Annotated in this window: 14 protein-coding genes and 1 pseudogene; 8 read left to right on the top strand and 7 right to left on the bottom strand. The window is 64.8% G+C overall.

The genetic code is table 11. The annotated features are described in order from the left end of the window. The first annotated feature begins 1 nt into the window (after position 1). From BLU37_RS25960 to BLU37_RS25940, 6 genes and pseudogenes are all read left to right on the top strand, one after another. A complete protein-coding gene (locus tag BLU37_RS25960) occupies positions 2 to 787 on the top strand; it encodes an SDR family oxidoreductase (protein ID WP_090210206.1) in 786 nt (261 codons plus the stop codon). A 67-nt stretch (positions 788 to 854) separates the two neighbouring features. Next, complete coding sequence (locus BLU37_RS25955; RefSeq protein ID WP_090210204.1) at positions 855 to 2093, top strand: styrene monooxygenase/indole monooxygenase family protein; 1239 nt, start codon at positions 855 to 857, stop codon at positions 2091 to 2093. Between the two features lie 12 nt (positions 2094 to 2105). Further along, the gene (locus BLU37_RS25950) at positions 2106 to 2639 is read left to right on the top strand and encodes a flavin reductase family protein (RefSeq protein ID WP_090210201.1); all 534 of its coding nucleotides are present in this window, start codon (positions 2106 to 2108) and stop codon (positions 2637 to 2639) included. A gap of 36 nt (positions 2640 to 2675) precedes the next feature. Continuing rightward, the gene (locus BLU37_RS25945) at positions 2676 to 3608 is read left to right on the top strand and encodes a SphA family protein (RefSeq protein WP_090210199.1); all 933 of its coding nucleotides are present in this window, start codon (positions 2676 to 2678) and stop codon (positions 3606 to 3608) included. Between the two features lie 84 nt (positions 3609 to 3692). Then, positions 3693 to 3968 (top strand): annotated as a pseudogene (locus BLU37_RS30150) (PAS domain S-box protein); the annotation flags it as partial. 174 nt (positions 3969 to 4142) lie between these two features. After that, positions 4143 to 5114 (top strand): methyl-accepting chemotaxis protein, encoded by a 972-nt coding sequence (locus tag BLU37_RS25940; protein WP_456239036.1) that lies wholly within the window; start codon positions 4143 to 4145, stop codon positions 5112 to 5114. 76 nt (positions 5115 to 5190) lie between these two features. Here BLU37_RS25940 and catA read toward each other — a convergent pair whose 3' ends face one another. The 4 genes from catA to antA are packed head-to-tail and all read right to left on the bottom strand — an operon-like array spanning position 5191 to position 9072. After that, a complete protein-coding gene (gene catA, locus BLU37_RS25935) occupies positions 5191 to 6117 on the bottom strand; it encodes a catechol 1,2-dioxygenase (protein ID WP_090210195.1) in 927 nt (308 codons plus the stop codon). A gap of 32 nt (positions 6118 to 6149) precedes the next feature. After that, positions 6150 to 7184 (bottom strand): anthranilate 1,2-dioxygenase electron transfer component AntC, encoded by a 1035-nt coding sequence (antC, locus tag BLU37_RS25930; protein WP_090210193.1) that lies wholly within the window; start codon positions 7182 to 7184, stop codon positions 6150 to 6152. An 11-nt stretch (positions 7185 to 7195) separates the two neighbouring features. Then, entirely contained in the window at positions 7196 to 7687 is a 492-nt protein-coding gene (gene antB, locus BLU37_RS25925) for an anthranilate 1,2-dioxygenase small subunit (RefSeq protein ID WP_090210191.1), read from the bottom strand. Next, on the bottom strand, positions 7684 to 9072 hold the full coding sequence (antA, locus tag BLU37_RS25920; protein ID WP_090210189.1) for an anthranilate 1,2-dioxygenase large subunit: 1389 nt from the start codon (positions 9070 to 9072) through the stop codon (positions 7684 to 7686). Before antA ends, antB begins: the two co-directional genes overlap by 4 nt. A gap of 208 nt (positions 9073 to 9280) precedes the next feature. On the opposite strand from antA, the gene BLU37_RS25915 reads away from it, so the two are divergent. Continuing rightward, on the top strand, positions 9281 to 10252 hold the full coding sequence (locus BLU37_RS25915) for an AraC family transcriptional regulator (RefSeq protein WP_029532172.1): 972 nt from the start codon (positions 9281 to 9283) through the stop codon (positions 10250 to 10252). Positions 10253 to 10341: 89 nt separating this feature from the next. Here the strand turns inward: BLU37_RS25915 and BLU37_RS25910 are convergent, their stop codons facing one another. Both BLU37_RS25910 and BLU37_RS25905 read right to left on the bottom strand, forming a co-directional pair. Next, complete coding sequence (locus BLU37_RS25910; RefSeq protein WP_010443676.1) at positions 10342 to 11367, bottom strand: AraC family transcriptional regulator; 1026 nt, start codon at positions 11365 to 11367, stop codon at positions 10342 to 10344. A gap of 397 nt (positions 11368 to 11764) precedes the next feature. Then, entirely contained in the window at positions 11765 to 12463 is a 699-nt protein-coding gene (locus tag BLU37_RS25905; RefSeq protein WP_090210187.1) for a YoaK family protein, read from the bottom strand. Positions 12464 to 12760: 297 nt separating this feature from the next. Between BLU37_RS25905 and BLU37_RS25900 the strand changes: the two genes are divergently transcribed. Then, positions 12761 to 12976: a DUF2790 domain-containing protein gene (locus BLU37_RS25900; RefSeq protein WP_090210185.1), complete on the top strand. Its 216-nt coding sequence runs from the start codon at positions 12761 to 12763 to the stop codon at positions 12974 to 12976. Between the two features lie 104 nt (positions 12977 to 13080). On the opposite strand, the gene lysA is transcribed toward BLU37_RS25900, so the two are convergent. After that, positions 13081 to 14319, bottom strand: a complete 1239-nt coding sequence (lysA, locus tag BLU37_RS25895) for a diaminopimelate decarboxylase (RefSeq protein ID WP_090210183.1) — start codon at positions 14317 to 14319, stop codon at positions 13081 to 13083. Positions 14320 to 14323 lie beyond the last annotated feature (4 nt).

Below are 14323 nucleotides of genomic sequence, written 5' to 3'. Positions count from 1 at the left end.
CATGTCCATGAACCTGCAAGACAAGGTGGCGCTGATCAGTGGCGGCGCGACCCTGATCGGTGCCGCTGTCGCCGAGGCGCTGGTCGCCGCCGGTGCCCGGGTGGCGCTGCTGGATATCGATCCCCGGGGCGCCGAGGTGGCGGCGGGCTTCGCCGACAACGGCCTGTTCGTGGCGGTGGACCTGACCGACGATGCCGCTCTTGGCGACGCGCTGGGGCAGGTCCGGCAGCGCTGGGACCGGATCGACCTGGTGATCAACCTGGCTTGCACCTACCTCGACCAGGGCATCGCCTCCGATCGCAGCGAGTGGCTGCGCGCCCTCGACATCAACCTGGTGTCGGCGGTGCAACTGGTGCGTGCGGTGCACGCCGACCTCAAGGTCAACGGCGGCGTGGTGATCAATTTCACCTCGATTTCCGCCGGCTGCGCCCAGACCGGGCGCTGGCTCTACCCGGTGTCCAAGGCCGCCTTGCACCAGTTGACCCGGTGCATGGCCATGGACCTGGCCGCCGATGGCATCCGGGTCAACTCGGTGTCGCCGGGCTGGACCTGGTCGCGGGTGATCGCCGAAGTCAGTGGCGGCGACCGCGCCAAGGCTGATCGGGTGGCCGCCGACTATCACCTGCTCGGACGCCTCGGCGATCCGGCCGAAGTGGCCCAGGTGGTGGCCTTCCTCTGTTCGCCGGCGGCCAGCTTCGTCACTGGTGCGGACTACGCGGTGGATGGCGGTTACTCGGTGATGGGACCTGAACGCAACCAGCCCGCCATTGCGCGGCTGGCCCAATAGCACCGTTTTTCTCGCGCCGGGTGCGCGGGCTTTTTCTTCAAGACATTCGAACAACAGGAGACACTCCATGCGTCGCATCGCTATCGTCGGGGCCGGACAAGCCGGCCTGCAACTGGGCCTCGGGCTGCTTGCCCAGGGCTACCAGGTGAGCATCACCACTAACCGCACCGCCGAGCAGATCCGCGCCGGCAAGGTCATGTCCAGCCAATGCATGTTCAACACCGCCTTGCAGACCGAACGCGACCTGGGCCTGAACTTCTGGGAAGAACAGTGCCCCGCCGTGGAAGGCATCGGCCTGACCGTGCCCAATCCGCAGCAACCGGGTAGCAAGCTGATCGACTGGAGCGCGCGCCTGGAGCGTTACGCCCAGGCAGTGGACCAGCGCCTGAAGATGCCGGCGTGGATGGACGAGTTCGTCCGCCGTGGCGGCGAGCTGAAGATCGAGGACGTCGGCATCGTGGAACTGGAGCGCCTGGCCGCCAGCCACGACCTGGTGCTGCTGGCCGCCGGCAAGGGCGAGATCGTCAACCAGTTCCCCAAGGACGCCGAGCGCACCCGCTTCAACCAGCCGCAGCGGGCCCTGGCCCTGACCTATGTGAAGGGTATGACGCCGATGTCGCCGTACTCGCGGGTGGCCTTCAACCTGATTCCAGGAGTGGGCGAGTACTTCGTGTTCCCGGCGCTGACCCTGAGCGGTCCGTGCGAAATCATGGTTTTCGAAGGCATTCCCGGTGGCCCGATGGACTGCTGGCAGGACGTGCAGACCCCCGAGCAGCATCTGCAGCGCAGCCTGGAGATCGTGCGCCGCTATGTGCCGTGGGAAGCCGAGCGCTGCCGTCATGTCGAGCTGACCGACGCCGGCGGCGTGCTGGCCGGGCGCTTCACGCCGATGGTACGCAAGCCGGTGCTGGAACTGCCCTCGGGCCTGCCGGTGTTCGGCATGGCCGATGCCCTGGTGGTCAACGATCCGATCACCGGGCAGGGCTCCAACAACGCCGCCAAGTGCAGCAAGGTCTACCTCGACGCCATCCTCGCCCACGGCGACCAGCCGTTCAGCCCGCAGTGGATGGTGCAGACCTTCGAACGCTACTGGGACTATGCCCAGCACGTGGTTGGCTGGACCAACAGCATGCTGCTGCCACCGCCTGAGCACCTGCTGCAGTTGCTCGGCGCGGCTGGCCAGTCGCAGGCCTTGGCTTCGGTCATCGCCAACAACTTCGACGATCCGCGCCGCTTCGCCCCGTGGTGGTTTGATGCCCAGGCCTGCCAGGCCTTTATCGCCAAGCTTTCGCCCGTGGCCGCCTGAGGAGTGATGGATATGAACGCAATGAACCTGCCCCTCGACCTGATCGCCGCCGACAGCAGCGAGCCCCGCGCCCTGCGCAACCTGCTCGGCCAGTTCGCCACCGGCGTCACCGTGATCACCACCCGCGGCGCCGATGGGCGCAAGGTCGGCATGACCGCCAACTCGTTTTCCTCGGTGTCCCTGGACCCGCCGCTGGTGCTCTGGAGCCTGGCGCGCACCGCGCCGAGCGTGAACGACTTCCTCGCCGCCAGCCACTTCGCCATCAACGTGCTGGGCAGCGACCAGCATGGCCTGTCCGGGCACTTTGCGCGGCCGGCGGCGGACAAGTTCGTTGGCATCGAGCATGTCGAGGCGACAGCGGGCGTGCCGCTGCTGGACGGCGCCATCGCCACCCTGGTGTGTCGCAACCTGACCCAGTACGAGGGCGGCGACCACCTGATCTTCCTCGGTGAAATCGAGCACTACCGACACAGCGGCGGAGAACCGCTGGTCTTCCACGCCGGGCAATATCGGGTCGCTGTCGCGCACCCCGAACTCGGCCGTTGAGTCTCCTGCCTCTTACAACAACATTAGGAGCCTTGCATGAACAACATCCGTAACCTGGCCTGTGCTCTCGCGCTCGGCAGTGGTGCCGCCCAGGCCTATGACCTGCCGGTGGTCAACCTCGGCCTCACCAGCTTTCTCGACGGCGGCCTGCCGGCGGGGCCGGGCTGGTACCTGCAGCAGTACTTCCAGAACTACAGCGCCAACCGCCTGGTGGACAAGAACGGCGACAAGCTGGGCTTGCCCAAGACCGCACTGGATTACCAGGTCTCGGTCACCCAGGTCAGCTACCTCTCGGACCTGCGCCTGGGCAACGCCAGCCTCGGCCTTAACACCCTGTTGCCCATCGTGACCAAAATGAAGGTCGACGATGGCCTCGACAACGCGGCCCTGAAGGACCAGGGTGGGGTCGGCGACTTGCTGATCGGCCCGTTCATCCAGTTCGACCCGATCATGGGCAAGGACGGTCCGCAGTTCGTGCACCGCATCGAACTGCAGGTCAACCTGCCCACCGGCGAGTACAGCGACAAGAAGGACATCAACCCGGGCAACAACGCGGTGTCGTTCAACCCGTACTGGGCGGCGACCTACTGGTTCACCCCGAACTGGACGGCCTCGGTGCGTGCCCACTACCTGTACAACTTCAAGAACCACGACCCCGGCTACGGCTTCGGCGATGCCAGCGATATCCAGGCCGGCCAGGCCCTGCATGCCAACTTCGCCACCGACTACGCAGTCACCCCGCAACTGCGCCTGGGCATCAACGGCTACTGGCTCAAGCAGATCAGCGACACCCGGGTCGACGGCCACGAAGTCTCCGGGCGCCGGGAAAAGGTCTGGGCCATCGGGCCGGGGGCGATGTACAGCTTCTCCAAGGACGATCACCTGGTGTTCAACGCCTATTTCGAACAGGACGTGGAAAACCGCCCGGACGGTTCGCGGCTGCAGGTGCGTTACATCCACCACTTCTGATCGGCCCCTGGGCGTCAGTCTTCATCAGCGTTTGGCCTGCCCTGGGTGGCAGGCCTTTTTTTTGAGGTATTTTGAGGGGGTGCCATGGATTTCGATGCATTGATCTGCCGGACCGACCTGCAGGGGCGGTTGGTATTTTTCACCGAGGCTTTCTGCCAGGCCCACGGGCTCACCACGACCGCGGTGCAGCAGTCGTCCCTCGATGACCTCCTGCATCCGCAGGTGCCGCGCCGCCTGGTCGAGCACCTGTACCAGACCCTCGGTCGCGGCCGGCCCTGGCTGGGGCCGTTGTGCCATCGGCGCAGCGACGGTGGCGAGCTATGGCTGGAGCTGTATATCAAGCCGGTGCATGGGGCTGCGGGCGTCAGTGGTTACGGGGCGGTATTCCTGCCACTGGACGAGGCGGGCATCGGGCAGGCTCGTCGGGGTTATCGGCGTATCGCCCGGCATGGCGCGCCGGGCGGCGCGTCCTGGTGGCGCTGGTTGTCTGCGGCGGCTGGCGGCTTGCTGCCGCACGTGTGGCAGCGACGACGCATGGCCGGTCTGCTGGATGATCGCATCAAAGTCTGCGCCGATCCCTGGCTGGCCGGTTTTCTCGGGGGCGAGAGCAGCCAGGCCCGGGTCGCCTGGAGCCTGCGCAGCGAAGAGCGGCGCCTGCAGGCGGCACTGGTGCGTATCGCTGGCTCCGGGGCCGGGCTGGGCGGACAGGCCCGGGACATGGCCGGGATGATCCGCGAGGAGGCGCTGCAGCTGGATCGCCAGCGCGAGGCCAACCAGCAGGTGGCCACGGCGCTGCATGAACTTGCGGCGACCATCCAGGAAGTGACGCGCAATGTTCAGTTCGCCAGCCAGTCCACCAGCGAGGCCAGCAGCCTGGCCAGCGGCGGTGAGCGACAGGCGCGGGAGGCGGGTGAGGCGCTGGGCACGTTGGAGCAGGCCATCGGTTCCAGCGCCCGCGCGGCCCGCGACGTGGCGCAGGAGGTGGAAGCCATCGGCGGGTTCACCAGCCTGATCGATGCCATTGCCAGTCAGACCAATCTGCTGGCGCTCAATGCCGCCATCGAAGCCGCCCGTGCGGGTGAGGCGGGGCGCGGTTTCAGTGTGGTAGCCGACGAGGTGCGGCAACTGGCGGCGCGGACCCAGGAGGCCACGGCACGCATCCGGCCGTTGCTCGAACGTCTGGAGCAGGCCAACGGCCGCAACCGCGAGGTCGCCCGGCAGTGCGAGGAACTGGCCCGGGCCGGTGCCGACCGGGTACAGGAGGTTGCCAGCGCCTTGAGCGCGGTCGCCGGGCAATTGCAGAGTGTCGACAGCCTCGGGCAGCAGATTGCCGTGGCCATGCATGAACAGGAGCAGGTGGTGCAACTGCTGGATGAACAGTTGCAGGGCAATGTCGAGGCGATCGGGCGCAGCGTGGAGCAGGCGAGGAGGGCGCAGGGGGTGAGCGAGGAGTTGACGCGGCAGTCGGAGGGCCTGTTGAGCCTGGCGCGCTACTTCGATCGCTGACGCCCTCCTGTAGAGCGCGGCTGTTCGGGCCGCCGAGCCGCCGCGCTGCTGTGAAGACCGGTGCGAGGTCAGTGACTCAATGCCCCTGCAACGCCCGAGGCCGCTGGCTGCGCTCCTGGTCATCGGCACGGGTGGCCGCCTGCAGGGCAAAGTCGAAGGTCATCTGTGCGCAGCGCCCGCTCACGCCCTGCACGCCGTTCTCGCTGAAGGTCACTTCCCCCACCAGCCCATCTCGCGTGGCATAGGCAAAGTCATCCCACAGGTACTGGTCACCCGAGAGGTTGATCTGGGTCGTCAGGTGCCGGTAACCCGGTGCCGAGATGAAGAAATGCACATGGGCCGGCCGCTGGCCATGACGGCCCAACTGGTTCAGGCATTCCTGGGTCGGGCCCTGCGGGTTGCAGCCATAGCCGCTGGGGACGATGCTGCGGGCGCGGTAGCGGCCCTCGGCGTCGGTGATGATGCGCCGGCGCAGATTGTACTCCGACTGGCTCTGGTCGAAGTACGAGTAGTTGCCCTGGGTATTGGCATGCCACAAGTCGACGATGGCCCCGGCGATCGGAGCGCCGTCCAGGTCCAGCACCCGACCCTCGAGGAACATCACCGTGGCCTGGCCGTCCTCGCTGCCGTCGTCCATGCGTGTTTCACCTTCGGCAATCGGCGCGCCGGCCACGTACAGCGGCCCTTCGATGGTCCGCGGGGTGCCACCGATCTTGCCGACCTGGGCGTCCCGGGCATCGGCGAGCAGGTCGAGGAAGTGCTCCAGGCCCAGCCCGGCCACAAGCAGCCCGGCTTCGTTCTGCCCGCCGAGGCGGTTGAGGTAGTCCACGGCGGTCCAGAATTCGTCGTCGCTGATCTGCAAGTCCTCGATCAACCGCGCGGCGTCCTGCAGCACCCGCAGGATGATGCGCTTGATCCGCGGCTTGCCGTTGTCGTTGCGGTAGCCGGCGGCTTCTTCGAAAAAGCGCTGCACGTCAGCGTTTTGGGAAATGGCTACGGTCATGATGTTTGCCTCTGTTGTTGTGATTGTTCGGGTTAGCGTCGGGTCGTTGCGCTTTGCAGGAATTTCTCGGCGTAGATCTGTACCTCGCCCGGTGCCTGGTCGGCGACCCAGCCTTTCACCGCTTCCACCATCGGCGGCGGGCCGCACAGGTACATGTCGAAGGGTTCGGCGCTCAGACGCGCTGCGTCGAAGTGCTCGTGGATATAGCCGCGGCGGCCGTTCCAGTCCGTGCCGGGCTGGCTCACCACCGGGGTGAACTCGAAGCCGGGAATACGCTGGCACAGCGCTTCCAGGCGCGCGGTCTCGCACAGGTCGGCTTCCTGGTTGACCCCGTAGAACAGTTGGATCGGGTACGAGCAGTCGCCGCGCTCGGCGATCTCGTCGAGCATGCCGAGGAACGCCGACAGGCCGGTGCCACCCGCCACCATCACCAGTGGCCGCTCCACCTGACGCAGGTAGAAGCTGCCCAGCGGCGCCTCCAGTTGCATCTCCATACCGGCTTCGCAGTGTTCGCGCAGGAAGTTGCTCATCACCCCGTCCGGCAGCAGGCGGATCAGGAACTGCAACTGGTTGCCGGCATTCGGCCGGTTGGCGAAGGAATAGGCGCGCCACTGATCGGTGCCCGGCACCTGCAGGCGGGCGTACTGGCCCGGCAGGAATTGCAGCATGTCGGCCTGGGCGCTGGCATCCAGGTGGAGGATGGCGGTGCTGGCCGAGACCTGTTCGACCCGCAGCACCTTGCTCTGCAACCGCAGCGGCTCGCCGGCATGGCAGTGGCTGGAGTTGTGGTCGAAATAGAAGGTGGCGTCGGACTGCACGCGGGTCTGGCAGGCGAGCATCTTGCGCTGGGCCAGGTCGCGAGCGCTGAGGGCTTCGTCGTCGACGTATTCCTGCTCGTAGCGCCCGGATTCGCAGCGACCCTGGCAGGTGCCGCAGACCCCTTCGCGGCAGTCCAGTGGCAGGCTGATGCCCTGGCGCAAGGCGGCGTCCAGCAGCAGTTCGCCAGGCTTGACGGCGATGAAGAAGGTCTTGCCGTCGGCAAAGCTGAGGGCAACGTTATGGGTCATGGCGGCAGCCCTCAGAGGTGATAGAAGTCCAGCACGGAATCGATGGTGTCGTTGAGCAGCAGCACGTGCTTGCGGCGGATGCGCAAGTCCTCGCCATCCTGGCGCAGCAGGTAGGTGCAATGGCCGAAGAAGCTGCCCTGGCGACCCTGGCGGGCATACAGGGTCTGCCAGGCGACGCGCGCCTCGAACTGCCCGTCTTCCAGCTCGCGCACCCGCAGGTTGCTGATCTGGTGCAGGGTGCGCGGATGCGGCGTGGACGCCGCGGACTTGCCGGTGCGCAGGCGGAACACCCGGTCTTCGAGGCCGCTGCGGTCCTCGTAGTAGATGTACGAGAGGCCCTGGTTGGGATCTTCAACGTAGCGGTGCTCGTTTTCCCACTGTGGCAGGTGGAACACGCTGTCCGGGTCGAACAGCTCCAGGTAGGCATCCCAGTCCTGGGCATCGCAAAGCTCGGCCTTGCGCAACAGAAACTGCTCGATGGTGTAGTGCAGGGAGAGGTTCATGCTTGGACTTCCTTCGGTTGCAGGGCGCGACGGGCCAGGCCTTCGAGCAGCAGGCGCTGCCAGGTGCCGTGCTGGTTGACGTAGAGGCCTTCGTGGGTGAATTCGCGACCGGTCAGCACCGGCCGGATCCCCAGGGCTTCGCTGTTGGGCGTGGCGCCCTCGGTCCAGCGGTGATGGCCACGGGAGATATCGCTCCAGCGCTCCAGGCGGGCCTGGAAGCCGCGTTGCTGTTCGCGGAATTCCACCAGGTCATCCGGCGTGCCCATGCCCGAGACGTTGAAGAAATCCTCGAACTGACGGATGCGATTGCGCCGGTCGGCCGCAGACTCGCCCTTGACCCCGATGCACTGGCTGGTCACTTCGGTCTTGTTCCAGCCCACCGGGCGCACGATGCGCAGTTGCGAGCTGATCTGGTCCATGAAGAACAGGCTGGGGTAGATGTTCAGGTTGCGCAGGCGGTGCATCATCCATTCGGCGCGGACCTGCCCGTATTCCTCGACCAGCCGTTGCATGACGCTGGCGTAGCCGGGGCGCACGGTGGGGTTGGGCATGTCGCTGAACAGCACGCTGTGGCCGTTGTGGAAGCTGAACCAGCCGTCATCGGTTTCCTCATCGCCGGCGCCCAGCTTGCTGTAGTCCAGGGTGCTGTCACCCTGGCCCTTTTCGGCGTTGACCTGCTGGCGGTGCTGCACCGTGGACACGTAGTTGTAGTGCACGGTGGAGACGTGGTAACCGTCCAGGCCGTTCTCGTTCTGCAGCTTCCAGTTGCCGTCGTAGGTGTAGGTGGACTTGCCCGCCAGCACTTCGAGTTCGCCGGTAGGCGACTGGGCCACCATCATGTCGAAGAAGATCCGCGCATCGCCCAGGAAGTCCTCCAGCGAGTCGCTGGCATGGGTGTCCAGGCTGATGAAGACAAAGCCCTTGTAGCTCTCGATCCGCGCCTTGCGCAGGCCGCGGGTGGCCTTGTCGAAGCCTTCCGGGTATTCGCCGGGGGCCTTGACCTTGACCAGGCGGCCGTCGCTCTTGTAGCACCAGGCGTGGAACGGGCAGGTGAAGGTGGACTGGTTGCCGGCGCCCTGGCGGGTCAGGGTGGCACCACGGTGCTGGCAGGCGTTGATCAGTGCGTGCAGCTCGCCATGGCTATCGCGGGTGATGATCATCGGCTGGCGCCCGGCGCGCATCGTGATGAAGTCGTTGGGGTTGGCGATTTCGCTTTCGTGACAGGCGTAGATCCACTGCTTCTCGAAAATCAGCTCCATTTCCAGGTCGAACAGTTCCGGCTCGGTGAAGATATCGCGGGCGACGCGGTAGATCCCCTCGACGGGGCGGAAGTCCAGGCAGCCCTGGACGTAGTCTTGCCATTGGCTCGGGTTGCGGGTGCTCATCGGGCGTGTCCTCGTTGTTGGCGTTCTGTACCGGATTGAAGCGCTGGCGGCGGGGTCGCTCTAGCCGTTTAGTGGGCGTTGACCAGCCATTTCTTCCGCCCTTGCAGGGCGCGGATGACCGCGGGGCAAATAACTGCACAAAATGGATAGTGGGACGGGGCGTTGTCGCCGGACAATCGAGCCAGTCCACCGAGCCGAGGAGACGCCCATGCACCGTGCCATTGCCACCTTGCATAACCGCTGCGCCGAACTGACCCAGGCACAGCAATGGATGAGTGCTATCTGTGGCCCGCACCAGTTGCGTTCCCGGCATCCCGAACAGCTCAGCTTCAGCCACCTCGGCACGCGCCTGCCGGCGCTGGGCACGGTGCTGGGGCGCATCGCCTACGGCACGGCGGTGAATATCGATATCCGCTCGCTCGATGCCTACAGCATCAGCCTGCCGCTGCGCGGGCGGCAGCGTTTGCGCAGCGGCCGGGACCAGGTGCGTTCGGATGCGGGCTGCGGGCTGGTGGTGTCACCGCTGGAAGCGCACTCGCTGGAACTGGGGGGCGACTGCGAGAAACTCCAGGTGGTGGTGCATCGGCGGGCGCTGGAGGAGGTGGCCGAGCACATGCTGCAGCGGCCGTTGCGCGAGCCGATCCGCTTTCGGGCGCAAATGGATATTGGTCGCGAGGAAGTGGCGGCGTGGTGGCTGAGCGTGCGCCAGTTGCTCGATAACTGGCCGCAGCTCAGCGCGCTGTACGCCCAGCCGCGCCTGGCCCTGGACATGGAAGGCCTGCTGATCCGCGCGCTGCTGCTGGCGCAGCCGAACAACTACTCAGATGAACTGGAGCAGTGCGGGCAGGAGCGGATTCCGCACTACCTGGTGCGTGCCCGCCAGTTTCTTCAGGACCATGCCCGGGAGGCGCTGCACCTGGACGATCTGGAGCAGGTGGCCGGGGTCTCGCGGGAGAAACTCTACGATGCGTTTCGGCGTCATCACGGGCTGACGCCGATGGCCTATCTCAAGCATTACCGGCTGACTGCGGTGCGCAGCGCGTTGTTGAGTGGCGGGGCAGCGGCGAGTGTGTCGAGTGTCGCGCTGGAGTGGGGGTTCGGGCACCTGGGGCGGTTTGCCAGTGATTACCGCAAGGCGTTCGGGGAGTCGCCGTCCGGGACCCTGGCGCGCTTGCGCTGAACTCCGCTCTCTTGTCGAGACCGTCTTGATCGCCCTCGCACCGGGGCTCTGGAGACGGTCGCTATGGCATCAGGTTGGGCCGTGCCTGTTCACGACACCCGAAACCGCCGTGTCGCCGACGGCAACTCCCCATACCGCCGCTTGTACTCCTGGGCAAACCGCCCCAGGTGGGCAAATCCCCATTTGAACGCCACGTCCGTCACCGACGCCTGTTCATTGCGCGTCAGCTCCTCATGCACCTGCTCCAGGCGCAGCTCGCGCATGTAGGCCATCGGGCTGGTGTTGCGAAAACTGCGAAAGCCGGCGAACAGCGTGCGCACGCTGACCCCGGCCTGCTCGGCCAGTGATTCGACGCTGAGCGGCTCATGCAGGTGTTCGCGGATGTAGGCCTCGGTGCGCTTGATGAAGTAGGGCGAGATGTTCTTTTCCGCCGGGCGTTCCAGATTGTCCAGGGCGCTGTGGGGCTGCCCGTAGAGCAGGGAATTGAGCAGCGCCGATTCGAACTGCTTGAGCACCAGCGGCTGGTGCAGCGGATGCTCCGCGCTGCCGATGGCGTGGACCAGGGTGTTGAGCAACTGCAGGAAATAGGCGGCCCCGGGACGTGAGAAGTCCAGGCGCGGGTCGAATTGCGGCAGGCGCTGGCTGGCCTGGGGGATGTGCTGGCGGCAATGGTAGGCCATGTCGGCCTGCTCGATGCGCAAGGTCAACTGCGGCGAGTGCCCCTGCCAACGCATTCGCGCCGGCAGGGTCGGCGACAGCAGCGAGGCGACCAGCGGCGAGGACTCGAACTCCAGCCCCTCGCAGCGGATCAGCGCGCCGCCCTGGATGGGGATCTGGATCAGGTAGAAATCTTCCAGGCGTCCGGGGTCGATATCCACTTCCGTGGCGTATTCCAGCCGGCTCAGGGCCAGGCCGCCACGGGTAACATGATGCATGCAGGCGCCGACCGCCTCGCTGGTGTGCACCGCGACCAGCTCGTGCGGCTTGAAGATACGCCCGACACTGGTACGCACGCTGTCCAGGTCGTAATGCAGGAACAATTGGTTCTGTTCAGTGAAAAGCTGCAAATCACTGAAGCACTCACCGCTCGCAAGGCTTGCTTCGATGGAGATCATTGTCACCTCTCGTTACACAGGCAACCACGTCTGCACGCTTTTGGGCACCGACTCCTGCAGTTATCGGATAGTCGTTGCAGTGTCCGGATAATGCCCGGGCGGCAGTGTGATCCTTGGTGCCGATCACCGTCGGCTTATCCCTCTCTCAGCAAGGAACAGACCAACCTGGATGTTGATCGTCGCGCGAGGGGAACTGAACGCAGTTGACGATGAGGCTATGGCGCCTATGCCGCGAGCAGTGCTTCGACTCATTCCTGGCAACGCTGCAACTCCGGACCCGCTTCGTCCTTGCGTCTTCGCGTGTCGTTCCTCAGGCCTTCGAGAAATGCCTGATGGAGTCTTTCGCGGGCAGAGCGGACGTTGAGCGCTGCTCGTCGTTATCGCCTTGGGCTGGCTCTCACCTCGGCATGAAATCCTTCTGCCACTGATGCGGAATCCTCAGCGCCAGCAGCCCCAATATTGCGGCCACCGCCGCGCTGACCACCAGCGCCTGTACGCCCATTTTCCGTTCCAGCATCGCGCCAAACACCGCTCCCAGCAGCATGCCGCTCCAGGGCACCAGTTGCACCCGCCAGCCATCGCGCTTTTCGCCCAGCAGCCGGCGTCCCAGGCCGCGGCCGAAGCGTGACAGGGCGCCGGTCACGTAGGTCAGGCCGATTGGCAGGCCGTTGACCTGTTCTACCGCAGCATTGAGCATGCCCATGGCGATGATCGCGGTCAGCAGCGCCGGGACGCGGGTGTTCAACGGCAGTATCGCGGCGATGCAGAGCAGAGTGGCGACGCACAGCAACAACGGCAGTGAACGCCTGCCGCCAATGCGTCCGGCCAGTACGCCGAGCACGTTGCCGGCAATGAACGCGATTACCGCCGCGACCAGGCGCAGCACCATCGACAGATCGCCCTCGCTGATCGACACCGCCAGGCGCGTGGTGTTGCCGCTCATGAACGAGACAAAGTCGCCGGTGGCGAGAAAGCCAATGGCGTCAGTCATGCCGGCCAGGAAGGACAGGCAGGCCACCAGGGCCAGCCCGACTCGGCCACGCAGGCGACGCAGGTGCAGGCGGTGGCCGGAAAGAAGAGGGGCTGATGGCAGCATCCGCTAGGCTCCTGACGGTACGGTGGGCGGCACGCGGAGGGTGAGGCAGCTCCTGCCGCTCTTCCGGGTTGCCGAATAATGGCAGTTTTCATGAACTTTTTGTCATAAATTTTTATGGAATAAATGATGAGTTTTAGTTTCGAGTTATTAACGTTGATTTAACTAACTTATAACTATTTGTTTAAGTTTATTCATGACTTTCTTAATCCTCGGGTAATGGCTAATTGCGAATCTGCCTCCAGCACCTTCTACCGGTCTGGTAGAGCGGTTTATGTCTTCCCTATCGAGAATATTGTCATGAAGATTTATGCAAAATGTTTAGCGGTCGCCGTTGTTCTTTTCAGTGCCCAGGCATTTGCCCTGGACAAGAACGATGTCGCTGAAGTCATCCGTGTGGACTCCAAACCTTATGCCTGTGGCGTTAACGACGCGAAGATGACTTACAAGACGTCCAGCGGACAGATCAAGGAATACCACTACAAGACCTGGGGCAATGGCTGTGCCGGGGATTAAGGTGAAGTGCGGGGTGTGAGCACTTCGACGTGAAGTACCTTGAATCATGCAATGCCCAACGCGGCGTCACCCTTCAACAGGTGACGCCGCGAGGTTTTTGGGGGTCAGTTCAAACAGGCCAGTTCCGGGCCCAGTAGTTCATCGAACGTCTGTCGGCGCCGAATGAGCCGCGAGTCTTCGCCATCGAGCAGATACTCCGGCACCAGAGGCCGTGAGTTGTAGTTCGAGGACATGCTTGCACCATAGGCGCCGGCGTTGTGGAACAGGATGAGGTCGCCGGGTGTCGGCTGGCTCATGTTCTCGAAGCGCAGGGCGCCGTCGCTGGCGAGGGTGAACACGTCACCGGATTCGCACAGGGGCCCGGCGATGATGGTGTTGATCGAGGGCCGCTGCGGCGCCTGGGCAACCAGTGACGCGCGGTGATAGCTGCCGTAGAGGGTCGGGCGGATCAGTTCGTTGAAGCCGGCGTCGACCAGCGTGAACGGGTTGGCGCCTTGCTGTTTGACCGCACGCACTTCGCAAACCAGCGTCCCCGACTCGGCCACCAGGAATCGCCCAGGTTCCAGTTCCAGGCGTACCGGACGACCGTAGCGGGTTTGCGCGTGGCGGCGAACCGTGTCCCACAGCGAGAAGTAGTGCTCGACGTCGATGGGTTCTTCACCCTCGCGGTAAGGCACCGACAGCCCGCCACCGGCCGACAGCGCCTCGATCGGCCGGTCGATCTGTTCCAGCAGTTGGGTAATGGCGTCGCAGACCTGGCCCAGGTGGCCGTAGTCGACGCCGGAGCCGATGTGCACGTGCACGCCGACCAGGTGCAAGTCGTAACGGCTCAGCAGTTCGAGCGCTTGCTGAAGCTGTTCATGCCAGATGCCGTGCTTGCTGTTGGGGCCGCCGGTATTGGTCTTGGGGCTGTGGCCATGGCCGAAACCCGGGTTGATGCGCAGCCAGACCCGATGTCCAGGCGAGCGCTCGCCCAACTGCTCAATCATGTCCAGTGAGCCGAGGTTGGCTTCGACGCCGAGTTCGACGATGCGCGCCAGGGTCTGGCGGTCGAACACGTCCGAGGTGTAGACCAGATCCGATGGGCCTTCCACGTTGCTGCGCGGGTTGAAGCCGGCCTTGATTGCCCGCTCGATTTCGCCGAGGGACACGGCATCGAGTTTCACGCCTTCCTCTCGCATGAGGCTGAGGATCGACAGGTTCGACAGGGCCTTTTGGGCGAAGCGGACGGTGTCGAAGGTTTTCAGCGTGCGGATACGCTCGCGGATGATCGAGGCGTCATAGATCCAGACGGGGGTGCCATGTTCCTTGGCGATGTGTGCGGCATGCTGTTCGAGGGTCATGGGG

This window comes from Pseudomonas asplenii, from assembly GCF_900105475.1.
In the GTDB taxonomy this organism is placed as follows: domain Bacteria; phylum Pseudomonadota; class Gammaproteobacteria; order Pseudomonadales; family Pseudomonadaceae; genus Aquipseudomonas; species Aquipseudomonas asplenii.
Note: the sequence above shows the minus strand (reverse complement) of the source record. Positions and strands in the feature narration are given on the sequence as shown.